Source organism: Mesorhizobium alhagi CCNWXJ12-2 (assembly GCF_000236565.1).
Classification (GTDB): domain Bacteria; phylum Pseudomonadota; class Alphaproteobacteria; order Rhizobiales; family Rhizobiaceae; genus Allomesorhizobium; species Allomesorhizobium alhagi.
Map to the genome: position 1 here is coordinate 1 of NZ_AHAM01000055.1, position 21,663 is coordinate 21,663.

The 21,663-nt window shown below is 65.1% G+C and carries 22 protein-coding genes; 14 read left to right on the plus strand and 8 right to left on the minus strand.

Features of this window, described 5'->3' with window-relative positions; all coding sequences use genetic code 11:
• Window positions 1-307 (plus strand): NAD(P)(+) transhydrogenase (Re/Si-specific) subunit beta (locus MAXJ12_RS07805; RefSeq protein WP_040585375.1); only part of this gene is annotated, 307 nt, incomplete at its 5' end.
• 96 nt (window positions 308-403) lie between these two features.
• Here MAXJ12_RS07805 and MAXJ12_RS07810 read toward each other — a convergent pair.
• On the minus strand, window positions 404-1,207 hold the full coding sequence (locus MAXJ12_RS07810) for a potassium channel family protein (RefSeq protein WP_008835259.1): 804 nt from the start codon (window positions 1,205-1,207) through the stop codon (window positions 404-406).
• Between the two features lie 165 nt (window positions 1,208-1,372).
• On the opposite strand from MAXJ12_RS07810, the gene MAXJ12_RS07815 reads away from it, so the two are divergent.
• The 9 genes from MAXJ12_RS07815 to MAXJ12_RS07855 all read left to right on the plus strand — a co-directional run bounded on the left by MAXJ12_RS07815 (window position 1,373) and on the right by MAXJ12_RS07855 (window position 10,702).
• A complete protein-coding gene (locus MAXJ12_RS07815) occupies window positions 1,373-2,914 on the plus strand; it encodes an ABC transporter substrate-binding protein (RefSeq protein WP_008835260.1) in 1,542 nt (513 codons plus the stop codon).
• Between the two features lie 107 nt (window positions 2,915-3,021).
• Window positions 3,022-3,963, plus strand: a complete 942-nt coding sequence (locus tag MAXJ12_RS07820; RefSeq protein WP_008835261.1) for an ABC transporter permease — start codon at window positions 3,022-3,024, stop codon at window positions 3,961-3,963.
• Complete coding sequence (locus MAXJ12_RS07825) at window positions 3,963-4,826, plus strand: ABC transporter permease (protein WP_008835262.1); 864 nt, start codon at window positions 3,963-3,965, stop codon at window positions 4,824-4,826. Before MAXJ12_RS07820 ends, MAXJ12_RS07825 begins: the two co-directional genes overlap by 1 nt.
• A 3-nt stretch (window positions 4,827-4,829) precedes the next feature.
• A complete protein-coding gene (locus MAXJ12_RS07830) occupies window positions 4,830-6,056 on the plus strand; it encodes an amidohydrolase/deacetylase family metallohydrolase (protein ID WP_008835263.1) in 1,227 nt (408 codons plus the stop codon).
• The gene (locus MAXJ12_RS07835; RefSeq protein WP_008835264.1) at window positions 6,053-7,063 is read left to right on the plus strand and encodes an ABC transporter ATP-binding protein; all 1,011 of its coding nucleotides are present in this window, start codon (window positions 6,053-6,055) and stop codon (window positions 7,061-7,063) included. Before MAXJ12_RS07830 ends, MAXJ12_RS07835 begins: the two co-directional genes overlap by 4 nt.
• Window positions 7,060-8,073 carry an ABC transporter ATP-binding protein gene (locus tag MAXJ12_RS07840; protein WP_008835265.1) on the plus strand — a complete coding sequence of 338 codons (1,014 nt, stop codon included), beginning with the start codon at window positions 7,060-7,062 and terminating at the stop codon, window positions 8,071-8,073. The genes MAXJ12_RS07835 and MAXJ12_RS07840 overlap by 4 nt, the downstream gene beginning before the upstream one ends.
• Before the next feature lie 11 nt (window positions 8,074-8,084).
• On the plus strand, window positions 8,085-8,576 hold the full coding sequence (locus MAXJ12_RS07845) for a RidA family protein (protein WP_008835266.1): 492 nt from the start codon (window positions 8,085-8,087) through the stop codon (window positions 8,574-8,576).
• Window positions 8,577-8,618: 42 nt separating this feature from the next.
• Entirely contained in the window at window positions 8,619-9,818 is a 1,200-nt protein-coding gene (locus MAXJ12_RS07850) for an aminotransferase class V-fold PLP-dependent enzyme (protein WP_008835267.1), read from the plus strand.
• Window positions 9,819-9,889: 71 nt separating this feature from the next.
• A complete protein-coding gene (locus tag MAXJ12_RS07855) occupies window positions 9,890-10,702 on the plus strand; it encodes an IclR family transcriptional regulator (RefSeq protein WP_040585381.1) in 813 nt (270 codons plus the stop codon).
• A gap of 15 nt (window positions 10,703-10,717) precedes the next feature.
• Here MAXJ12_RS07855 and MAXJ12_RS07860 read toward each other — a convergent pair whose 3' ends face one another.
• From MAXJ12_RS07860 to MAXJ12_RS07890, 7 genes are all read right to left on the minus strand, one after another.
• On the minus strand, window positions 10,718-12,145 hold the full coding sequence (locus tag MAXJ12_RS07860) for an MFS transporter (protein ID WP_040585383.1): 1,428 nt from the start codon (window positions 12,143-12,145) through the stop codon (window positions 10,718-10,720).
• An 89-nt stretch (window positions 12,146-12,234) separates the two neighbouring features.
• Window positions 12,235-12,633 (minus strand): VOC family protein, encoded by a 399-nt coding sequence (locus MAXJ12_RS07865; RefSeq protein ID WP_008835270.1) that lies wholly within the window; start codon window positions 12,631-12,633, stop codon window positions 12,235-12,237.
• Window positions 12,634-12,647: 14 nt separating this feature from the next.
• Entirely contained in the window at window positions 12,648-13,136 is a 489-nt protein-coding gene (locus MAXJ12_RS07870; protein WP_008835271.1) for a DUF992 domain-containing protein, read from the minus strand.
• A gap of 76 nt (window positions 13,137-13,212) precedes the next feature.
• Window positions 13,213-14,058 (minus strand): tetratricopeptide repeat protein, encoded by an 846-nt coding sequence (locus tag MAXJ12_RS07875; protein ID WP_008835272.1) that lies wholly within the window; start codon window positions 14,056-14,058, stop codon window positions 13,213-13,215.
• A 100-nt stretch (window positions 14,059-14,158) separates the two neighbouring features.
• On the minus strand, window positions 14,159-14,422 hold the full coding sequence (gene rpsU / locus MAXJ12_RS07880) for a 30S ribosomal protein S21 (protein ID WP_040585386.1): 264 nt from the start codon (window positions 14,420-14,422) through the stop codon (window positions 14,159-14,161).
• Window positions 14,423-14,871: 449 nt separating this feature from the next.
• Entirely contained in the window at window positions 14,872-15,642 is a 771-nt protein-coding gene (locus tag MAXJ12_RS07885) for an SDR family oxidoreductase (protein WP_008835274.1), read from the minus strand.
• A 181-nt stretch (window positions 15,643-15,823) separates the two neighbouring features.
• Window positions 15,824-16,396, minus strand: coding sequence for a PadR family transcriptional regulator (locus MAXJ12_RS07890; protein ID WP_008835275.1), 573 nt, complete (start codon window positions 16,394-16,396; stop codon window positions 15,824-15,826).
• 243 nt (window positions 16,397-16,639) lie between these two features.
• Between MAXJ12_RS07890 and MAXJ12_RS07895 the strand changes: the two genes are divergently transcribed.
• The 4 genes from MAXJ12_RS07895 to MAXJ12_RS07910 form a co-directional block, all read left to right on the plus strand.
• Complete coding sequence (locus tag MAXJ12_RS07895) at window positions 16,640-17,893, plus strand: sarcosine oxidase subunit beta (RefSeq protein WP_008835277.1); 1,254 nt, start codon at window positions 16,640-16,642, stop codon at window positions 17,891-17,893.
• 15 nt (window positions 17,894-17,908) lie between these two features.
• The gene (locus MAXJ12_RS07900) at window positions 17,909-18,295 is read left to right on the plus strand and encodes a sarcosine oxidase subunit delta (RefSeq protein ID WP_008835278.1); all 387 of its coding nucleotides are present in this window, start codon (window positions 17,909-17,911) and stop codon (window positions 18,293-18,295) included.
• On the plus strand, window positions 18,295-21,288 hold the full coding sequence (locus MAXJ12_RS07905) for a sarcosine oxidase subunit alpha (protein WP_008835279.1): 2,994 nt from the start codon (window positions 18,295-18,297) through the stop codon (window positions 21,286-21,288). Before MAXJ12_RS07900 ends, MAXJ12_RS07905 begins: the two co-directional genes overlap by 1 nt.
• A partial coding sequence (locus MAXJ12_RS07910; RefSeq protein ID WP_008835280.1) for a sarcosine oxidase subunit gamma family protein occupies window positions 21,281-21,663 on the plus strand: 383 nt, incomplete at its 3' end. The genes MAXJ12_RS07905 and MAXJ12_RS07910, both read left to right, overlap by 8 nt.

Genomic DNA, 21,663 nt, shown 5'->3' on the forward strand with positions numbered 1-21,663 from the left:
CGTGCCCTATGACGAGGTGTTCGAGCTCGAGGACATCAACTCCGAGTTCGCGCAGGCCGATGTCGCCTATGTCATCGGCGCCAACGACGTCACCAACCCGTCCGCGCGTGATGACAAGAACTCGCCGATCTACGGCATGCCGATCCTCGACGTCGACAAGGCGCGCACCTGCCTGTTCGTCAAGCGCTCCCTCGGCTCCGGCTATGCCGGCATCGACAACACGCTGTTCTACAAGGACGGCACAATGATGCTGCTAGGCGACGCCAAGAAGATGACCGAAGAGATCGTCAAGGCGATGGACCACTGACAGCCGGCGCCTTAGATCGGTTCACCGCTCCACAGAAAGCGCTGAACCGATCTGGCGGCTTCCACTTTTCCTGGAATTGCTCCAGCCGCTTCGCTCTCAATCTCCCGGGTCGGGGATCTTCAGCGCCGTTCCGCATGCCTTGCAGTGCACGGCGTCGACGTCGTGTCTCTGCAGCCCGCAGACCGGGCAAGGAAAGAACACCTTTCTCGGACGGAACATCGCCTGCGCCAGACGCACGAACAGCGATATGCCGATGATCATCGTCGCGATCGAGGTCAGCTTGCCCCATGGGCCGGGCAGCACGATATCGCCGAAGCCCGTCGTGGTCACCGTCGCCACGGTGAAATACAGCGCGTCGACATAGCCTTCGATGCCGGAGCCCTCGCGGAAGAAGAAGGTGTAGACGAAACCGGTGACCACGAACAGGAAGGTCAGGATGTTGACGGCCGCGTGGGCGGCGTCGCGCCATGTCGCGTAGCCCGCGCGCCGCAGCGGCTTCCACAACATGCCGCTGCGCGACAGCGACCACAGGCGCAGGATTCGCAGGAAGCCGAGATTGGCAAGCGTATAAGGCATGAGCAGCGTGACGAGGATGAAGATGTCGACAAATACGGTCGACTGCCGCAGCCAGCGCAGCGCGTCCGACGACGCCAGGCCACGCATGACGATGTCGCCGGCCAGCAGCGCCGCCACCGAATAATCCACCCACAGGAATGACGGCTGACCTCTCAGCACTGGCGAGGCGATGAAGAAGGCGATGATGGCGAGATCGACCAGGATCACCGCCATCTGAAAGCGGAGCGCCGCCGGTGAACTGCCGTGATAAAGAACGCGCAACGCGCCGCGGAACCGGTCGAAGGCCGAGCCGCTGTCGTCACTTGCGTCGTTTCTGGGCTGCATCACTGCTGGATAACCCTTTGGCGGCGGCCGCGTCCAGCGCGAACAGCGCGCGGGTGCGCCATTCCCTGCGATTCGGCATGCGCTTGACGCGGGAACAGTTCGATGCAAAGTTAATCCGTAACTAAGATATACATTCCATAAAAATGGAATAGAAGAGAGGAACGAATGAAGCGCATCGTGCAAGTATTCGCCTCGCTCACCGCCGTACTGTGGTCGGCCACGAGCCTGGCAATAGCCGAACCCGCCAAAGGCGGAGTGATCGACGTCGCCACCATCGGCGAACCGCCGACGCTGGACCCCATGGCGTCGACGGCCGACCTTGTCGGCATCATCACCCAGCACATGTTCGAGACGCTCTACACATTCGACGCCAAATGGGGCGTCACCCCGCTTCTGGCGGCCGACATGCCGCAGATTTCGGCCGACGGGCTGACCTACACGATCCCGTTGCGCGCCGGCGTCAAGTTCCACGACGGCAATCCCATGACCTCCGCCGATGTCGTCGCCTCGCTGCAGCGCTGGATGAAGATCGCAACCCGCGGCAAGCAGGCCGCCGAGACCATCACCGGCATCGAGGCCGTCGACGACAGCGCTGTCAAGATCACGCTCAGCAAGCCGTTCGCGCCACTGCTCGCGCTGCTGTCGCTCAACAACGCCGCCGCGATCATCGTTCCCGCCGCCAATGCGGCCGAGGAGCCGCTGGCGACCTTCGTCGGCACCGGCCCCTATATGCTCAAGGAGCGCAAGCCCGACCAGTTCATTCAGCTGGTGCGCTTCGACGGCTATGTCTCGCGCGACGGCGAGCCCGACGGCTATGGCGGCGCGCGCAAGCAGTATCTCGACGAGATCCGCTTCGTGCCGGTTCCCGATCCCAACACTCGCGTCGAAGGCGCGGTCGCCGGCCAGTTCGCCTACGTCGATCAGCTTCCGGTCGAATCCTTCGAGCGCGTCTCCGGCGGCAAGACCGAGGCGATCCTTTTGAAGCCGTTCGGCTGGCCGGTCTTCGTCATGAACACCAAGGAGGGGCTGAACTCCGACATCCGCGTCCGCAAGGCCATCCAGGCCGCGCTCGCGCCGGAGGACATGCTGCTCGCCGCATTCGGCTCGACCGACTTTTTCAGCGTCGACGGCGCCATGTATCCGGAAAGCTATGCCTGGCATACCGAGGCCGGAACCGAGCCCTACAAGCCGGCCGGCGACACGGAAGTCGCAGCCGCCCTGCTCAAGGAGGCCGGCTATGACGGCTCAAAGCCGCTGCGCATCCTGACCAGCCGCCAATACGAGTTCCACTACAAGATGGCGCAGGTGGCTCAGGCGTATCTCGAACAGGCCGGCTTCAAGGTACAGCTCGACGTGGTCGAGTGGGCGACGCTGACCAAGAACCGCGCCGACCCGGCGCTGTGGGACATCTACATCACCCACAGCCCGTTCCTGCCCGAGCCGTCGCTCAACGGCTTCATGTCGGACACGACGCCCGGCTGGTGGGCGACGGATGCCAAGCACAAGGCGGTCGAGGCCTTCAACAACGAGAGTGACCAGGCCAAGCGCGCTAAGCTTTATGAAGACGTGCAGAAGGTGATCTACGACGAGGCTCCGATCTACAAGGTCGGCAACTTCAACGCGCTGGCCGCGCAGTCTCCGGATCTCGAAGGCGTGCCTCCTGCTCCGTGGCCCTATTTCTGGAATGCCTATTTCGAGAAGAAATAGCTCTTCCACACGTCCGCGCATCCTCCCACACTGCGCGGAAGAGAGCGGGGCGGCGGACCAGAAGTCCGGCGCTCCGCATCCGCCCCGATCAACCAGAGCAAGCATCCATGTTGCGTGCAGCCCTCAACCGACTGTTTGGCATGCTCGTCGTGATGGCGCTGGTCGTCACCGTCGTGTTCGTCATCGTCCGCGTCACGCCGGGCGATCCGGCGGCGGTCATGCTCGGTCCCGACGCCTCTGCCGAAGACATCGAGCAATTGCGCGAGAAGCTGGGGCTGAACGGCACAATCCTCGAGCAGTTCGCAAACTATGTCGCGGGCGTGCTGCGCGCCGATTTCGGCCAGTCGATCTTCCTCGGCCAGCCGGTCACCCAGGCGCTGATGGACCGCGCCGAACCGACCTTCTTCCTCACAATTTTCTCGCTGCTGATCGCCACCGCTATCGCGCTGCCGGTCGGCATATTGTCGGCCTATTGGCGCGGCTCGATGTTCGACCAGGCGGCAACCGCCCTCGCAATGTTCGCCGCCAGCGTGCCGAGCTTCTGGCTCGGCCTGCTGTTCATCCAGTTCTTCGCCGTGCATCTCGGCTGGTTCGCCACCTCTGGCTATGGCGGTCCGGGCACGCCGCTCTTCGAGCGCCTGCACTATCTCGTGCTGCCTGCCTTCGCGCTCGGCCTGGTCAGTTCGGCCCTCATCACCCGCTTCACCCGCGCCTCCATGCTCGACGTGCTCAATGATGACTATGTGCGCACCGCGCGCTCCAAGGGCATGGGCGAGTGGCGTGTGGTGCTGAAGCATGCGCTGAAGAACGCGCTGATCCCGATCCTCACCGTGATCGGCTTGACCGCCGCGCTGCTGATCTCCGGCGCCGTCGTCACCGAGACTGTTTTCGGCCTGCCCGGCGTCGGCAACCTCGTGGTCTCGGCGGTGCTCAGGCGCGACTACCCGGTCATCCAGGGCGCGCTGCTGGTCATCGCCGGCCTCTACGTGCTCGTCAATTTCGGCATCGACATGCTTTATCTCCTGATCGATCCGCGGGTGCGTTACTGATGGCCGCGATTGCTCCAGCGCTCCAGAGCGAGCCGAACATCCTGTCGCGGCTGGTCGGGCGGCGCACCTCGCTTATCGGCATAATCATCCTGGCGATCATCGCCGCTGCTGCGTTGCTCGCGCCGTTCATTGCGCCCTATTCGCCGTCGAAGCTTTCTATCGCCAGCCGCCTGCACGGACCGGAAATGGCGCATCTGTTCGGCACCGACGATCTCGGCCGCGACATCTTCACCCGCATGCTCTATGCCGGCCGGACCTCGCTCACGGTGGGCTTCGCGGTTGTCGTTTTCTCGTCGATCATCGGCATCGTGCTCGGCCTGACCGCCGGCTTCTTCCGCAGGCTCGACCAGCCGGTCTCGCGCCTCATCGACGCGATGATGGCGTTTCCCGACATCCTCCTGGCCATCGCGCTGGTCGCGGCGCTCGGCGCGTCGGCAACCAATGTCGTCATCGCGCTCGGCATCGTCTATGCGCCGAGGCTGGCGCGCGTCATCCGCGCTTCCACGCTGGTCATCCGGGAGTTGCCCTATGTTGAGGCTGCGAGGGCGCTCGGCGTGCCGACGCCGGTCATCCTGTTGCGTCACGTGCTGCGCAACGTCACTTCGCCGCTCCTGGTGCAGGGGACCTTCATCTTCGCCAATGCGATCCTGGCCGAAGCTGGCCTGTCGTTCCTCGGCGTCGGCATATCGCCGGACACGCCGACCTGGGGCACGATGATCAGTGTCGGCCGCCAGTACATGGACCAGGCGAGCTGGATGATGTTCTTTCCGGGCGCGGCGATCGTGCTCACCGTTCTGTCGCTGCAGCTTGTGGGCGACGGCCTGCGCGACCTCCTCGACCCGCGACTTGCGAAGGACATCTGACCCATGATCGGCAATCGTTTCGCACCCGCCGCCCAGCCTCTGCTTCTTAAGGGAGCAAAGCCGCTCGGCTTTGGCGACAAGTCCACGTCCGACGCGCCGATCGACATCATGATCGGCAAAGACGACCGCATCGCCGAAGTCTCGCAGCGGATCGAAGCCGGCGGCGATGTCCGCGTCGTCGAGGCGAAAGGCGCTTTCGTCTCGCCGGGCTGGACCGACCTTCATGTGCATGTCTGGTATGGCGGCACCGATATCTCGCTGAAGCCGGAGCAGTGCGGCGCGGCGCGCGGCGTCACCACCATGGTCGATGCCGGTTCAGCCGGCGAGGCCAATTTCCACGGCCTGCGCGAATTCATCATCGAGCCCGCCCGCGAGAACATCTACGCCTTCCTCAATCTTGGCTCGATCGGTCTCGTCGCCTGCAACCGGGTCAGCGAACTCATCGACATGCGCTCGATCGACATCGACCGCACCATCGCCGCGGTCGAGGCCAACCGGGATGTCATCGTCGGGCTCAAGGTCAGGGCCAGCGCGGTCATCACCGGCGGTTGGGATCTCGCGCCGGTCAAGCTCGCGAAAAAACTCTGCCGCATCCTGAAGCTGCCGCTGATGGTGCATGTCGGCGAGCCGCCGCCGCTCTATGATGACGTGCTCGGCGTGTTGACTGAGGGCGACATCGTCACCCACTGCTTCAATGGCAAGGCCGGCGGCTCGATCCTCGAGGACGAGGATCTCTACCGGCTCGCCGAGCAGGCGGCGGCGCGCGGCATCGTGCTCGATGTCGGCCATGGCGGCGCGTCCTTCTCCTTCGACGTGGCCAAGGCGGCTTTGTCGCGCGGACTGAAGCCGCAGACCATTTCGACCGACCTGCACAACCGTTCGCTCGACGGCTCGGTCTGGGACATGGCGACCACCATGTCCAAGCTGCTGTCGCTCGGCATGAAGCTCGACGATGTCGTGGCGGCCTCGACCACCGCGCCCCGCCGCGCCATCCGCCTGCCTGCGGAAAATCTGCTGGAGGTTGGCAAGCCTGCCGAGTTCACGCTGTTCGATGTGGTCGATTCCGACCTGACGGTTAAGGATTCGCAAGGCGCGACCAGCAGGCTCACCCGGCTCTTCGAACCGCGCTACGCCGTTATCGGCGCGGAACCTGTCACTGCCCATCGGCACGTTCCGGCGGAAGGCTCGGCCGGCGGGCATGCCTGCCCGCATTGCGGGTGGAAGTCATGACACTCGACGCCGACACGATCCTTTCGGTCCGCGACCTGAAGACCTGGTTCGTCACCCACCGCATGACGGCCAAGGCGGTCGACGGCGTCACCTTCGATCTGAAGCGCGGCGAGACGCTGGCCGTGGTCGGCGAATCCGGCTCGGGCAAGTCGGTCACCAGCCTGTCGATCATGGGCCTGCTGTCGCGGCCGGGTGCGATAGCTGGCGGCAGCATCCTGTTTCGCGATCGCAAGGAGCGGGTCCACGACCTCGCCGCCTTCGGCCCGAAGGACTTCCGCAAAATCCGCGGCCGGGAGATCGCCATGATCTTCCAGGAGCCGATGACCAGCCTGAACCCGCTCTACACGGTCGGCGACCAGATCGGCGAGATGATCGCGCTGCACGAACCGGTCAGCCGCAGCGAGGCGCGCAGCCGGGCGCTCGAAATGCTGAGGCTGGTCGAAATCCCGGATGCCGCCTCGCGCCTTGACGACTACCCGCACCAGATGTCGGGCGGCATGCGCCAGCGCGTCATGATCGCCATGGCGCTTGCCTGCGGTCCGTCGCTGCTGATCGCCGACGAGCCGACCACGGCGCTCGACGTGACCATCCAGGCGCAGATCCTCGATCTTCTGCGCCGGCTGCAGGAGCAGTTCGGCATGTCGATCCTGTTCATCACCCACAATCTCGGCGTCGTCGCCGAAATCGCGCACAACGTCGTGGTCATGTATGGCGGCCGCGTCGTCGAGCAGGCGCCGGTCAACGATCTGTTCGCGCATCAGCGCCATCCCTACACCAAGGGCCTGCTCGCCTGCACGCCGAACGCCACGCGCGACATCAGCCCGGACGGCGAGCGTCAGGCGCTTTATTCGATCCCGGGCAGCGTGCCGCCAATCACTGCTTTGCCGCCGGGCTGCGCCTTCGAGCCGCGCTGCAAATTCGCGCTGAAAGCCTGCCGCGAAGCGCCGCCGCCGCTGGTCTCAGCGGGCGTGGGCTTTTCGCGCTGCATCAGGAGCGCCGAGCTATGAGCGCCGCCGCCCAACGCTTGCCCGACCAGAACCAGCCGGCATCCGCCGAGCAGCCTGTGCTGCTCAGCGTCGAAGGCCTGACCAAGCATTTCCCGGGGCGCGGCGGCCGCATCGTGCATGCCGTCGAGGATGTCAGCTTCGAGGTGCGCAAGGGCGCGACGGTCGGGCTGGTCGGCGAATCCGGCTCGGGCAAGACCACTGCCGGCCGCTCGATCCTGCGGCTGGTCGAACCGAGCGCCGGTAAGGCGGTCTTCGACGGCGTCGACCTGTTTTCGCTCACGCCGCGCGAGATGCGTCCCTACCGCCGGCGGCTGCAGATCGTTTTCCAGGATCCGTTCTCCAGCCTCAATCCGCGCATGAGGATTGCCGCGATCATCGGCGAGGCGCTTGACGCGCGCGGTTTTCCGCGCGGCAGGAAGCGGGCGGAGCGGGTCGCCGAGTTGCTGACGCTGGTTGGTCTCTCGCCGGATCATGCGACACGCTTTCCGCATGAATTTTCTGGCGGCCAGCGCCAGCGCATCGGCATCGCTCGCGCTCTCGCCGTCGAGCCGGAATTCATCGTCGCGGACGAGCCCGTTTCGGCGCTCGACGTCTCGGTCCAGGCGCAGGTGCTCAACCTCTTGAGCGAACTGCAGAAGAGCCTCGGTCTCACGATGCTGTTCATCGCCCACGATCTCTCGGTGGTCGAATACCTCTGCGACGAGGTGGTGGTGATGTATCTCGGCCGGGTCATGGAGCGGGGCCCGAGCCGCCGCGTCTACGCCGCGCCGCGCCACCCCTACACGAAAGCGCTGCTGGCCACTGCGCCCATACCCGACCCGACCCGGCGGCGCACGCATGTCGCGCTGCACGGCGATATTCCAAGCCCGATCGACCCGCCTTCGGGCTGCGTCTTCCGTACCCGCTGCCCGCTCGCTCTCCCGGCCTGCGCCGAAACCATCCCGCCGGTCGAGGCGGTCGGCGGAGGCCAGTTCGTGGCCTGCATCCGCCACAACGAAAACGCATCCTGAATGGAGTTTGCATGACCTTTTCCGAGCTTCTGAAGCGTCCGGAAACCACGCCGTACGACCGGCTCAAGGCGCTCGGGATCACGCTGCCCGACGCGCCGCCGCCGATCGCCAATTTCGTCACGCATGTGCTTGAGGGCAACCTCCTCTACCTTTCGGGGCAGGGGCCGAGCGAGGCCGACGGCTCCCTGCATACCGGCAAGGTCGGCGCGGAGGTTTCGGCCGAGGCGGCGTACGCCCATGCGCGGCTCACCGGCATCAACCTCATCGCGGTCATGCACGAGGCGCTGGGCGACCTTTCCCGCGTTCGCCGCGTGGTAAAACTGTTCGGTATGGTCAACGCCGCGCCCGATTTCGCAGATCATCCCTCGGTCATCAACGGCTGTTCCGATCTCCTCATAGCGGTGTTCGGAGACAGGGGCATCCATGCGCGCTCGGCCGTCGGCCACGGCTCGCTGCCCGGCCGCATCACCGTCGAGATCGAAGCCATCGTCGCGGTGGATTGATGCCGCGCCGACCCTTTCATGCACTCCTGGAGCCCTGACAGAATGCCGACCAAAGACATCCGCGCCGATCTTGGCCTTCGCCCGGTCATCAATGTTTCCGGCACCATGACCTCGCTCGGCGCCTCCATCGTCGTCCCGGAGGCGGTCGAGGCGGTTTCAGCCATTCTCACCGAATTCGTCGAGATGGGCGACCTCCATCGCCGCGCCAGCCAGGTCATTGCCGAGCTCACCGGCGCGGAGGCGGGCTTCGTCACCGCCTCCTGCTCGGCCGCAATCAGCCTGGCCGTCGCAGCCTCGATGACCAGCTCCGACCTTGCCGCCATTGAGCGGCTGCCGGACACGACCGGTCTGAAGAACGAAGTCGTTATCCAGTCCGGTCACATGATCAGCTATGGCGCTCCGGTGGAGCAGGCGATTCGCCTGACCGGCGCCAAGGTGGTGCCGGTCGGGCAGGCGACCAGCGCGTCGGCCTATCATCTGCGCGGCGCCATCAACGAGCGCACCGCCGCCGCCGTCTACGTCGTCTCGCATCATGTCGTGGACTATGCCCAGATCCCGCTGAAGATTTTTGCCGAAATTGCGCATGAGCGCGGCGTCCCGGTCATCGTCGACGCGGCCTCCGAATACGACCTCGCCGGCTTTCTCGCCGATGGCGCAGACCTCGTCCTCTACTCCGGCCACAAGTTCCTCGGCGGCCCGACCTCCGGCATTGTCGCCGGGTCAAAGGCTTTCGTGCGCGGTGTCTACCTCCAGAATCGCGGCATCGGCCGCGGCATGAAGGTCGGCAAGGAAGGCATTGTCGGCGCGCTCGCTGCGCTGAGCGCCTGGAAGTCGCGCGACCACGAAGGCATCCGCGCGCGCGAGCGCCGCGCCCTCGACTGCTGGGTGGAAGCGCTCGCTGGCAAGCCGGGCGTCATCGCGGAAATCGTGCCCGACCCGACCAACAACCCGCTCGACCGCTTGAAGCTCCGCGTCGATCCAGCGGAGGCGCGCATCAGCGCCTGGGATCTCGCTGACCGTCTCGCAGCCGGCGATCCGCCGGTGATCGTGCGCGACCATGAGGTCGAACACGGCTATTTCTATCTCGACCCGTGCAATCTGCATCCGGGCGAGGAGCACAAGGTCGTCGCGCGCCTCACGGAGGAACTGGAAAAAGCCCGCATGTCCAACGAAGTAATCATCACGCCGTTCACCGAACGCCTGCTTCGCCAGGAAGCGGCGATCCTGAAATGGCCGGACTGATCGCCGTTCCCGCGCGGGCGGAAACATCCTAATGTGCCTTGAACATCAATCCTGCGAGCAGCCGGCGGAAAATGACCGATCTCAATGTGAAACCCGCCGATACAACCATCGCCGAGGTGCGCCGTTCGCGCACCAGCGGCATCGACCGCGCGCTGCAGATCCTCGATTTCCTGCAGAAGGTCGAGCGGCCGGCCACCGCCTATGAAATAGCCCGCCATATCGGCGCGCCGCTTTCGACCATCTATGTCATCGTCGACGATCTGGTCGAAAAGGACCTGCTCGGACGCCAGGAGAACGGCCTGATCTGGCTCGGCCCGCGCCTATACCACTACGGCCTCACCTATGCGCGCAGCCTCGATCTTCTCACCATAGCGACCGAGGAGATGCACGAACTCGCCGCCGCTTCCGGCGAGACGATCCAGATCTGCGGCCGTGACGCCGACCACATGGTGGTGCTGGCCATGGCCGAAGGTTCCGATCATTTCCAAGTCACTTCGCGTGTCGGTACCCGCAGCCCGCTGAACTGGACCGCGTCCGGGCGGCTTCTGGTCGGTCACCTGCCAGAGGCGGAGCGGCGCGTGTTGTTCGAGCGCTGCGCCACGGCATCGCCGACCGGCCGCGCCGAGATCGACGTCAATGTGCTGGCGGCAAGTTCTGTAGCGGCGCTGGAGCAGGGGCTGTCGATTCAGGCGGGCGAATCCGATTTTTCGGTTGCCTGCATCGCCGCGCCAATCCGCGACACACAGGGCGCATGCCGCGCCACCATCTCGATCGTGGTTCCCGACATCAAGGTCAAACAGAAGGATCCCGACCTGATCGCGCTGGTGAAAGCCAGCGCGCGCCGCATCGAATCGCGCCTCGGCTGGCGGCCGGGCAGGGCGTAGATCCAGTCTGCTGGGCTAGGCTGGCAGAGCCCGCGAATGGCGGGTCAACTTCACCGCCGCCAGGCAGCCGATTAGCCCCAGCGGCAGGAACGCCAGGAAGATCCAGGACGCCACACCGGCGGATGTTTCAGCGCTGAGCCCTTCTGAAAAACCGACCGCGTTGGCGATGATGCCGGTCATGGCCGCGCCGACCGCATAGCCGATGCGCTGCATGGTCGGCACGCCCGATGACGCCACCGTGCTTTCGGTCGGGTCGGCCGTCGCCACGATCACGCGCGTGACGAACGGCCAGGCGATGCCGAAGCCGCCGCCCTGCAGCACGGCGCAGAACAGGATCAATGGCACCGATCCGAGCGGCACGGCATGGGCGAAGCCGGCTATTCCGGCCGCGATCATCAGCGCGCCAATGATGATGATCGTCCGCTCGCTGCGCGGCGGCGCGTTGGCGACCAGTATCGACAGGATCGACCAGGAGATCGATTCGGCGGCGATGATATAGCCCGTCGTCAGCAGCGGAATGTCATGCAGAGTTGTCAGGATCAGCGGGCCGTAAAGGGCGAAGGAGCAGGTGGCGACCGAGAATGCGAACACCATGATCATGCCACTGCCGACGGCCGAGCGCGGATCGAACGGTCGCGTCGGAAACAGCCGCGAGCGCGGCTTCCTCGCGTCGAGCAGGAAAAACAGCGCAAGTCCGGCGAGTCCCGAGGCCAGGAAAAGCGACGAGCGCAGCATCTCGATGTCGACGCCTGCAAGCGCGATCAGGAGCACGCTTGCAGCAAGGCATGCAAGCGCGGCGAAGGGGAACGGCGGCAGTCCGGTTCCGGTCGCCTTGCGCGTCGTCGCCTCCGGGCTGCGCAGCACGGCGTAACAGGCAATGGCCATCGCCAGGCCGCCGAAGACAAACAGACCGAAGGCCCAGCGCCAGGAGAAATACTGCGAGAGCAGCGCGCCGATCAGCGGACCGGAGAAGGCGGCGACACCCCAGATTGCTGACATCACGCCGAAGAGTTGCGGCCAGATATTGCGACGAAACAGCCGCTCAACGGACACGAAGGCCAGCGACACCAGCGCACCGCCGCCAAGCCCCTCGACCACACGGCCGGCCAGGAAAACCGGCATGGAGGGCGCCATCGCGCAGATCAGTGCGCCGGCCGCATAGAGCAGGGCGGCGGCCATCATATTGGTGCGAAGCGGCACGTAGCTGACCATCCGGCCAGCCGCAGCCCCGGCGGTGATCGCGCCGATTTCGTATACGGCGAGCGACCAGCCGACCAGTTCCACACCGGACAGGTCGCCGACCATGGCCGGCATGACCGTTGCGACCATGGTCTCGTTGGTGGCGTGCAGCAGGATGCCGAGGCTGATGAAGCAGAAGCGCGCCAGATCGCCGCTCGCCCACAGCGCCCGCCAGTCCACTCTTTCCGCCTCGGTGTAAGTCATGGCCGCCTCGTGGCGGTCATGGATAAGGCGGCCTGTCCAGTCCAGCAAGCGGAAGCGGTGAGGCCAGAAGCGCCTCAATCCCTACCGCTTCAACCTTCGCGAAAACCCGCCTCGATGTTGTTGCCATCGGGATCGAGCACATAGGCCCCGTAGTATTTCATCTCCGCCGGCCCGCGCGGGCCCGGCGCGCCATTGTCGGTTCCGCCATTGGCCAACGCCGCCCGGTAGAATGCGTCGACCGCGGCGCGGTCTTTGGCCTGGAACGCGATGTGGATGGGGCTGGGCGAAAACGTGGGCCCTTCCGACCAGAAGGCGGGCTGATCGGTGCCGATCCAGAGAAACGGCATCGGTTCGGCGGCGCTGCGGCCGAGCAGGAACGAGGTGTCGGTGTTGTAGGCCGTCGCCAGCCCGAGCGCGTCCGCGACGGCGTCATAGAAACGCCGCGCGGCTTCGAGATCGCGAACCCGAAAGCCGATATGGTCGAACATTTGCAGCCGCGCCGTCAGTTGGCGACGCTGCGCAGCTGGAAGTCGGTGACGCCGAGCGCGATATTCACGCCGGTCTGCGCCTGCACGCTAAGCGGCTGCAGCGTAAACGTCTGGTTCGAGCCGCCGACGAGCAGGTTCGCGCCCACTCCGACAGCGGCCGAGGCCTCCGCACTTACCCCGACATAATCGCCGGCAAGCGCGCCCGGCGCATAGACATTGGCGCTGGGGGCCAGCACCACCCACTGGATGTAGGTGGTCCCGGTCGTGCCGACATCGAGGCCGACCTTCCTGATCACGCCGAAATAGGGTTCGGGGGCGAACGACTTGTCAACTGGCGCAAAGGTGCATTTCACGTCCTTGGTCGAGCCGATGATAAAGCCGGTCCCGCCTTCCACCTGGCAATCCAGCAGCCCGAGTTCCACGCCGGCCTGCTGCGCGTGTGCGGAGAAGGCGAAAGCCGAAAGCGCGGCTGCTGCCGCGGCGGCAATGTACGATTGTTTCACCTGACGTCTCCTGCGTATCCCGTACTGCCAATAACTGGCGGAGACAGACATGGTTCCGGCGGGCAGCCGGGCGGGTTCAACCGGCGCGGGTGCGGGCCAGGCCTTCGACGGCGGGCTTGTAGTTGGGGTCCAACTGGGCCGCGCGGGCGTAGGATTTGGCGGCTCTCTGCTTGTCGCCGCGGCGCTCGTAGATCAGCGCCTGGTTAGCCCAGCTCTCAGCGATCTTGCCGTCGAGCTTGATGGCCATGTTGAAGTCGGCGAAGGCGTTTTCCTCGTCGTTGGTGGCGATGTAGGAGAGGCCACGGCCGTTATAGGGCTCGGCGGCGTCGGGAGCGAGCGAGATCGCGGTCGAGAAATCCTCGATCGCGAAGGCGTGCTGGCCCTGCGATTGATAGATCAGGCCGCGATTGTGATAGGCGCGCGGGTCAGTGGTGTCGAGCTGGATGGCCCGCTGGAAGTCGCTGAAGGCTTCCTGCACACGGCCCGCCTTGCGGTAGAGATTGCCGCGGCCGATATAGGCTGCGTCGTAGCTGGGGTTGAGCTGGATCGAGCGGTTGTAGTCGGCGAGCGCGCTCGCCTGGTCACCGAGGAAGCGGTGGATCAACGCACGGTTGGCATAGGCCTGGTAGAAGTTCGGGCGCAGTTGCAGCGCCTTGTCGAAATCCCTCAGCGCCTCCTGATACTTGCCGCCGCGGCCATAGGCCGATCCGCGCACATTGTAGGCTTCCGGATCGCTGGGATTGCGCTCGATGACGGCCGTCAGCGACGAGATGTTCTCGTCCGAGCCCTGCGCCACTTCGATGGTGGTGAGTTCGCCGGTCGGGGTGGTTGTGCAGCCAGCCAGCGCAACGCCGGAAATCATGGCCGCAAGCATTGCGATGCCGCGCGCCGAGAGTTTGCGGTTGCGGGGCAATGCGTTCATCGATGATGCTTCCTCAGGCTGCCGGTAAAAGAAAAGGTGGTGGCGACTCACCATCGCCCCACCTCCGGTATCCTTTGAAAAGGACGAAATATTGGCGGGATCAGCGCGGCGTGCGCGGAGCTCCGGCGCCAGCGGCGGCAGCCGGGCGCGGCGTCATCGGCAGAAGACCTTCGCGCTGCGCGCGCTTGCGGGCCAGCTTGCGGGCACGGCGAACGGCTTCGGCCTTTTCGCGGGCGCGCTTCTCGGAAGGCTTCTCATAGTGTCCGCGCATCTTCATTTCGCGGAAGATGCCTTCGCGCTGCATCTTTTTCTTGAGAGCGCGAAGCGCCTGGTCAACATTGTTGTCGCGGACGAGTACCTGCACGGGCAATCCTGTCTTTCGGTTTAAAATCAAAGGGCAAAGGCCAATAGCGCTATGCCCTCGCGGCGGTCACCACCGCGAATTGTGCTGGCTGTTAGCAGAATCAGCGGGGAATGTCGAGAGGCAAGCCAGCGATTGCGACATTTGCCCGACCGGATCGGATCAATGTAGGCCTTGCAGCAATCCATGGCAACGCCGCGGTTGCTGCGGCATTCTTTCCGCACTGTGAAGAACGCCTGGAACAAAGGTGTTCAGCCGAAGGTAATATGATAAGAGTTCTCCCGCATGGGCTTTTGGGGGGATCCAGATCCGATCCAAAAGGGCACCAGCCGGCTGGCGGCTGGCCCTATCCGGCCGCCAGCCTCGCATTCCCGATCTCCCGCAGCGCTTGCTGCGCGGTAGTCGCCGCTGCCGCAATAACAGACATTTCAGCGCACGCGCCTGGCGGTTGCTTATGTGCGATTGATCGAGACGCCGCCGTCGGCCAACAGCGCCGCGCCGGTGGTGAAGGCTGAGGCCTCCGAAGCAAGATAAAGCGCCGAACGGGCGATCTCCTCCGGTTTGGCGATGCGCTTCAGCGCGTGCAGCCCTTCCACGAAGGCCAGCACTTCGGGTCCCGCGCCCGGCGCGTTGGTGATGCTCGCCGGCGTGTCGGTGCCGCCCGGCAGCAACGCATTGACGCGAACGCCCTTGGCTCCGTATTCGGCGGCGAGCACCTGCGTCAGGCCGATCAGCCCTGCCTTGCTCGCCGCGTAGGCCGCCATGCCGGGAAAGCCGACAGTGTGGCCGACGAAGGTCGAGGTAAAGATCAGCGAACCGCCGCCGCGATCGATCATCGCCGGAACCTGGTATTTCGCGCCGAGGAATGCGCTGGTCAGATTCGTGTCGAGCGTTTCGCGCCAGCTTTCCAGCGCCATGTCCGGCACCGAACCCGCATTGCCGACGATGCCGGCATTGTTGAAGGCGATGTCGAGCCCACCGAATTTCTTCACCGCCAGTTCGACCAGCGCCCGAGCATAGGCCTCATCCCTCACATCGCCGGCAAGGGCGAGAGCCTCGCCGCCGGCCTCTGCGATTTCGCCTGCCAGCGTATCGAGCTCGGCCTGCCGGCGCGCGGCGATGACGACGCGCGCCCCCTGTTCGGCAAACAGGATTGCCGTGGCGCGCCCGATGCCGGAGCTTGCCCCGGTGACGATCGCGACCTTGTTCACGAGTGAAAACACCTTGTCAGTCCTTCCGATTTCCCACCGGCGATTGCCGGCATCGACGACGGTGGTCGCAAATCGGCCAGGGACGAACCACCCGATACATGCGGAAGTCGAGATTCGCTCGCTAATGGAAGCCGAGCGTTGGCAAACGCCTTGTCCAGCGGACCGACGAAGCCGGCCCGCTATCGCGGGGAAGTCAGCTCTGCTCGACCGCCGTCGCCGCCTGGTCGATGATCGCGGCGATGGCGTTGGCCTGCTCGTTGGTCAATGGCTGGCGGCTGAGCCTCATCCTGAGCGCCAGGTTGAAATTCTCGGTCGCGCGGACGATCTGCGGCATCGCGCTCTGGCCCTGTGCCTGTTGGATACCCGCCATCCGCGCGAAGATCGCATCGACGGACTCTCGGTTCCGCTCTAGAAACTCGGTCCCTTCCGGCGTGATCTCGTGGAGTTTTCTGGCGCTCTCGTCGGTCGTCACGCGGACATGGCCGATATCTTCGAGCAGGGTCAGTGTCGGATAGACGACGCCGGGGCTCGGGCTGTAGGCGCCGCCGACCTTTTCCTCGATGGCGCGGATGATGTCGTAGCCGTGGCGCGGCTTTTCCGAAATCAGCTGCAGCACGACAAGGCGGAGGTCGCCCTGGTCGAAGATGCGTCGCCGCCCGCCGCGTCCGCCGCCATGGCGGTGCTCGGCGCGTTCGGCGAAATGGCCGTGCGGCCCTCGGGACTTCCAGTTGTGGCGGCTGTGGCCGCAATGTCTGAAGGGGTTCATTCGAATGCCTTTCGATATGTTAAGATGCAACTTAGATATATCGAAGTTGCATCTTGTGCAAGCCTTTGGTCAAAATTCGGCTCCCCGGCGACGCCAAAGCCGATCTGGAGAGCCGTCTCGTCCGGCGCAAAACGGCAATCGCCGTCGCAAACAGCGCAAAGGTGACATCGGCTTTTCGCTAGTGGTATGCCTCGCCCTCTGATTTGAGACGACAAGCTTCCGACATCCACGAGGCCAGCGCCCATGCGGAAATATTCGGTATTTGCGATTGCCCGCGAGGCGATGCGCGGCAACAAGGGCTGGGAAGAGCAGTGGTCCTCGCCCGAGCCGAAGGCCGAATATGACGTGATCATCGTCGGCGCCGGCGGCCATGGGCTGGCGACTGCCTACTACCTCGCCAAGGAGCACGGCATCACCAATGTCGCGGTGCTGGAAAAGGGCTGGTTAGGCGGCGGCAACACCGGGCGCAACACCACCATCATCCGCTCCAACTATCTCTACGACGAATCGGCCGGCATATACGACCACGCCCTGAAGCTGTGGGACGGCCTCTCCCAGGATCTCAACTACAACGTCATGTATTCAGCGCGCGGCGTCATGATGCTGGCGCACAACGTACACGACATCCAGGTGCTCAAGCGCCACGTCCACGCCAACCGGCTGAACGGCATCGACAATGAGTGGCTGACGCCGGAAGAGGCGAAGGAGTTCTGTCCGCCGCTCAACACGTCACGCGACGCCCGTTACCCCGTGGTCGGCGCGTCGCTGCAGCGTCGCGGCGGCACGGCGCGCCATGACGCGGTGGCGTGGGGCTATGCCCGCGCGGCTTCGGCGCGCGGCGTCCACATCATCCAGAACTGCGAGGTCACCGGCGTCAAGCGCGCCGCGGGCGGCCAGGTCACCGGCGTCGAGACCAGCAAGGGTTTCATCGGAGCTAAGAAGGTTGGCGTGGTCGCTGCGGGCCATTCCTCGGTCATCATGGACATGGCCGGCGTCAGGATGCCGCTCGAAAGCTACCCGCTGCAGGCGCTGGTGTCGGAGCCGGTCAAGCCGGTGTTCCCCTGTGTGGTCATGTCCAACACTGTCCACGCCTATATCTCGCAGTCGGACAAGGGCGAACTGGTCATCGGGGCGGGCACCGACCAGTATATTTCCTATTCCCAGACCGGTGGGCTCCACATCCTCAACCACACGCTCGACGCCATCTGCGAGATGTTCCCGATGTTCACGCGCATGAAGATGCTGCGCTCCTGGGGCGGCATCGTCGACGTGACGCCCGACCGCTCGCCGATTCTCGCCAAGACGCCGGTCAAGGGGCTCTACGTCAATTGCGGCTGGGGCACGGGCGGCTTCAAGGCGACGCCGGGCTCCGGCAATGTCTTCGCCCACACCATCGCTCGCGACGAGCCGCACCCGATCAACGCGCCCTTCACCATCGAGCGCTTCCGCACCGGCCGTTTGATCGACGAAGCGGCGGCCGCCGCCGTCGCGCACTGATCCCGAGAGAAAATCATGCTGTTGATCCGCTGCCCCTATTGCGAGGAAGCGCGTCCGGAACTCGAATTCCGCAACGCCGGCGAGGCGCATGTCGCCCGTCCGTCGAACATCGCCGCGGAGAGCGACGAGGACTTTGAAAAGTTCTTCTTCATCCGCTCGAATCCGAAGGGCATCATCTTCGAGCGCTGGCGGCACATGCATGGCTGCGCGCGGTTCTTCAACGCCGCGCGCGATACAGTCAGCGACAAGTTCATCCTTACCTACAAGGCCGGCGAGCCGAAGCCCGACCTCACCGCGATCGCCGAAAGCGGACCGGCGGCTTGGGCCAACCGGCCGCCCGACCAGCTCAACGTGAAGAAGCCGGCGGCAAAGCGAAAGACGACAAAGAAGGGGGAGGCGTGATGGCGGCCACTTACCGCATCTCCGGCCATGGCCGGCTGCCGCAGACAAAGACTGCGCGCTTCTCCTTCGACGGCCGCTCCTTCGCTGGCGTCGAGGGCGATACGCTGGCCTCGGCGCTACTCGCCAATGGCGTACACCTCGTCGGCCGCTCGTTCAAATACCACCGTCCGCGCGGCATTCTTTCGGCAGGCGCGGAAGAGCCCAACGCGCTAGTCCAGATCGAGCGCGACGCCGCCCGCAAGACGCCCAATGTCCGCGCCACCGTGCAGGAGCTCTATGACGGGCTGACCGCGCACTCGCAGAACCGCTGGCCCTCGCTCGCCTTCGACGTAGGCGCGGCATCCGACCGCGCCGGCGGCATGTTCTCGGCCGGCTTCTACTACAAGACCTTCATGTGGCCGAAGGCCGCCTGGAAGGCGCTTTACGAGCCGCGCATCCGCGCCGCGGCCGGCCTCGGCGTCGCGCCCGACCAGCCCGATCCCGATCATTATGCCTCGCGCTTTGCCCATTGCGACGTGCTGGTGCTTGGCGGCGGTGCGGCTGGTATCGCCGCGGCATTGGCCGCCGCTGAAACCGGCGTGCGCGTCATCCTCTGCGATGAGCAGGCCGAATTCGGCGGGAGCCTGCGCTTCGAGGCAGGCGCTTCGGTCGACGGCGCGAATGGCTGGGCCTGGGCGCAGGCGAGCGTTGCGAAGCTCGCGGCAATGGACAATGTCCGCGTGCTGCCGCGCACCACGGCCTTCGGCTACTACGCGCAGAATTTCGTCGGCCTTGTCGAGCGCGTCAGCGATCACCTCGCCAGGCCCGGCGACGGGCTGCCGCGCGAGCGTCTCTGGCAGGTCCGCGCCCGGCGTGTCATCCTCGCCACCGGCTCGATAGAGCGCCACATGGTGTTCGCCGACAATGACCGGCCGGGCGTGATGCTCGCCTCGGCGGCGCGCACCTACCTCAACCACTACGGCGTCGCCGTCGGCCGCAATGTCGGCGTCTACACCGCCAACGATACCGCCTATGCTGCAGCCATCGACCTGAAGAAGGCCGGCATCAACATCGCTGCGATCGTCGATTTGCGCGACAACCCGTCCAGTCCGGCGGTCGACGAGGCGAGGGCGCTCGGCATCGAAGTCAATCACGGCCGCGCCGTCATCAGGGCGGGCGGCAAACTGCGCGTCTCCTCGATGACAATCCAGCCGAAGGCCGGTGGCGGCGAGCGCACCATTCCGGTCGACGCCATCCTGATGTCGTCGGGCTGGACACCGTCGGTGCACCTGTTCTCGCAGTCGCGCGGCAAGGTCGCCTTCGACGACGCCACGAAACGCTTCCTGCCCGGAACCTACGCACAGGATTGCGTCTCTGTCGGCGCCTGCAACGGCACGGACGATGTCACGGCGGCGGTCGACGAGGCCTATGCGGCCGGCGAGAAGGCTGCGAGGGAATTCGGCGGCAAAGCCGTCAAATCCGTCAGGCCGAAGGCCGCGAGCACCGAAAGCTTTGCCGGCAACATGCTCGGCGCTGCGCCCGGCGCAGGTGCGGACATGATCGTAAAGGCCTTCGTCGATTTCCAGAACGACGTCACCGCCAAGGACATCCGCCTCGCCGTCAAGGAAGGCATGCGCTCGATCGAGCACGTCAAGCGCTTCACCACTACCGGCATGGCGACCGACCAGGGCAAGACCTCCAATATGCACGGGTTGGCCATCGCCGCCGAGACGCTGGGCAAGGAAATCCCGGAAGTCGGGCTCACCACCTTCCGCGCGCCCTACACGCCGGTCACCTTCGGCGCCATCGTCAATCACGGCCGTGGCGCGCTGTTCGATCCAACCCGCAAGACCGCGACGCACGCCTGGGCGGAAGCCCACGGCGCGGTGTTCGAGGATGTCGGCCAGTGGAAGCGCGCCTGGTACTTCCCGAAGGCCGGCGAAGACATGCACGCCGCCGTCAACCGCGAATGCGTGACCGTGCGCAAGTCCGCCGGCCTGTTCGACGCCTCCACCCTCGGCAAGATCGAGGTGGTCGGGCCGGACGCGGCGAAGTTCATGGAACTGCTCTACACCAACCCTTGGGAGAAGCTCGATGCCGGCCGCTGCCGCTACGGCATCATGCTGCGCGAGGACGGCTTTATCTATGATGACGGCGTGGTCGGCCGCTTGGCGCCCGACCGCTTTCATGTCACCACGACAACCGGCGGTGCGGCCCGCGTCATGAACCATATGGAGGACTACCTCCAGACCGAATTCCCGCACCTCAATGTCTGGCTTACCTCGATCTCCGAGCAGTGGGCGGTGATCGCGGTGCAGGGGCCGAACTCCCGTAAGATCATCGAGCCGCTGGTCGAGGGCATCGACATGTCCGATGAGGCGATGCCGCATATGTCTGTGCGCGAAGGAACGATTTGCGGCGTGCCGACCAGGCTGTTCCGCATGTCGTTCACCGGCGACCGCGGCTTCGAGGTCAACGTGCCGGCTGACTACGGACAGGCCGTCTGGGAAGCGCTCTGGGCCGAAGGCCAGAAGCACGGCGCCTGTGCTTACGGCACCGAAACGATGCATGTGTTGCGCGCTGAAAAGGGCTACATCATCGTTGGTCAGGACACGGATGGGACCGTGACCCCGAACGACGCCGGACTCGACTGGGCGATCGGCAAGAAGAAGACGGACTTCGTCGGCATTCGCGGTCTGACGCGCCCGGATCTCGTTGCGGCGGGCAGAAAGCAGTTGGTCGGCCTGAAGACAAAGGACCCGAAGACTGTACTCGAAGAGGGCGCCCAGATCGTTGCGGATCCGAAACAGCCGGTGCCGATGAAGATGATCGGCCACGTCACCTCCAGCTACTGGTCGGAAAATTGTGGCCGCTCCATTGCCATGGCGGTTGTCGCCGATGGACGCGCCATGATGGGCAAGACGCTGCATGTGCCGATGCCGAGCGGCGTCATCGAGGTCGAGGTCTGCTCGCCAGTGTTCTTCGACGAGAAGGGAGGCCGCCTCAATGGCTGACGCAGTATCGAAGATCGCCGCGCGCGCGCCGGCTTTGGTCGGCCGCGAATTCGGCGCCAGGGATGTCAGGCTGGCGGTGCTGCAACCCGCCGACCGCATCTCGCTGCGTGCGCCCGCCGCTTCGCTTGGCGCATTGTCGAAGGCGCTCGGCCTGACGCTGCCCACCGCGCCCAAAAACTCGGCCAGCAAAGGCAAGCGATCGGCGCTGTGGCTCGGGCCGGACGAATGGCTCGTCATCGACGAGGGCGGTCGCGACCCGCTTGCCGACTGCGCCAGCGTCAAAGCGCTGCATTCGGCGGTCGGCATCTCGCACCGCAATGTCGGTCTCTCCGTCACAGGAGCGGCGGCTGCCACCATCAACGCCCGCTGCCCCCA

What these genes read in the sequence shown, in the direction of transcription:
- MAXJ12_RS07890 (WP_008835275.1), bottom strand. Translation starts at nt 16,396, where the DNA reads ATGAACCCCTTCAGACATTGCGGCCACAGCCGCCACAACTGGAAGTCC.
- MAXJ12_RS07810 (WP_008835259.1), bottom strand. Translation starts at nt 1,207, where the DNA reads ATGCAGCCCAGAAACGACGCAAGTGACGACAGCGGCTCGGCCTTCGAC.
- MAXJ12_RS07815 (WP_008835260.1), top strand. Translation starts at nt 1,373, where the DNA reads ATGAAGCGCATCGTGCAAGTATTCGCCTCGCTCACCGCCGTACTGTGG.
- MAXJ12_RS07875 (WP_008835272.1), bottom strand. Translation starts at nt 14,058, where the DNA reads ATGAACGCATTGCCCCGCAACCGCAAACTCTCGGCGCGCGGCATCGCA.
- MAXJ12_RS07905 (WP_008835279.1), top strand. Translation starts at nt 18,295, where the DNA reads ATGGCGGCCACTTACCGCATCTCCGGCCATGGCCGGCTGCCGCAGACA.
- MAXJ12_RS07860 (WP_040585383.1), bottom strand. Translation starts at nt 12,145, where the DNA reads ATGACTTACACCGAGGCGGAAAGAGTGGACTGGCGGGCGCTGTGGGCG.
- MAXJ12_RS07900 (WP_008835278.1), top strand. Translation starts at nt 17,909, where the DNA reads ATGCTGTTGATCCGCTGCCCCTATTGCGAGGAAGCGCGTCCGGAACTC.
- MAXJ12_RS07895 (WP_008835277.1), top strand. Translation starts at nt 16,640, where the DNA reads ATGCGGAAATATTCGGTATTTGCGATTGCCCGCGAGGCGATGCGCGGC.
- MAXJ12_RS07820 (WP_008835261.1), top strand. Translation starts at nt 3,022, where the DNA reads ATGTTGCGTGCAGCCCTCAACCGACTGTTTGGCATGCTCGTCGTGATG.
- MAXJ12_RS07845 (WP_008835266.1), top strand. Translation starts at nt 8,085, where the DNA reads ATGACCTTTTCCGAGCTTCTGAAGCGTCCGGAAACCACGCCGTACGAC.
- MAXJ12_RS07850 (WP_008835267.1), top strand. Translation starts at nt 8,619, where the DNA reads ATGCCGACCAAAGACATCCGCGCCGATCTTGGCCTTCGCCCGGTCATC.
- MAXJ12_RS07865 (WP_008835270.1), bottom strand. Translation starts at nt 12,633, where the DNA reads ATGTTCGACCATATCGGCTTTCGGGTTCGCGATCTCGAAGCCGCGCGG.
- MAXJ12_RS07835 (WP_008835264.1), top strand. Translation starts at nt 6,053, where the DNA reads ATGACACTCGACGCCGACACGATCCTTTCGGTCCGCGACCTGAAGACC.
- MAXJ12_RS07855 (WP_040585381.1), top strand. Translation starts at nt 9,890, where the DNA reads ATGACCGATCTCAATGTGAAACCCGCCGATACAACCATCGCCGAGGTG.
- MAXJ12_RS07830 (WP_008835263.1), top strand. Translation starts at nt 4,830, where the DNA reads ATGATCGGCAATCGTTTCGCACCCGCCGCCCAGCCTCTGCTTCTTAAG.
- MAXJ12_RS07840 (WP_008835265.1), top strand. Translation starts at nt 7,060, where the DNA reads ATGAGCGCCGCCGCCCAACGCTTGCCCGACCAGAACCAGCCGGCATCC.
- MAXJ12_RS07825 (WP_008835262.1), top strand. Translation starts at nt 3,963, where the DNA reads ATGGCCGCGATTGCTCCAGCGCTCCAGAGCGAGCCGAACATCCTGTCG.